This window comes from Thermorhabdus hydrogeniformans (genome assembly GCF_049310025.1).
Classification (GTDB): domain Bacteria; phylum Bacillota; class Thermosediminibacteria; order Thermosediminibacterales; family Tepidanaerobacteraceae; genus JBJYKD01.
Genome location: NZ_JBJYKD010000134.1, coordinates 1 through 273 on the forward strand (window position 1 = coordinate 1; position 273 = coordinate 273).

1 protein-coding gene is annotated in these 273 nt (G+C 51.6%); it reads right to left on the minus strand.

What is annotated here, in order from left to right:
- Positions 1-24: 24 nt before the first annotated feature.
- The coding region (locus ACKX14_RS15815) for an acyl-CoA synthetase family protein (RefSeq protein ID WP_479685983.1) at positions 25-273 on the minus strand (249 nt) is incomplete at its 5' end.

The window sequence follows — 273 nt, forward strand, 5'->3', positions numbered from 1 at the left end:
TGCGGGGCCAAAAAGGTGCAGCAGTCATGCTTTAGGGCGACGATCCATCACATGGCATGCCTTTCCCTCAGACCGCTTGATCGAATGCAGCGGCTGCAAAACGATACGCGAGCTGATCCCGATATACGTCTTGATGTGCCTGCTCAGTTCGCTGGAGACGGCTTTCTGTTGTTCATCATTGAGGTGCTGATGCTCAGCCTTCAGCTCCACATGCACATCCACACTGTCCAGGTTGCCATTACGATACAGATGTATCTCATAACACTCTGAAAG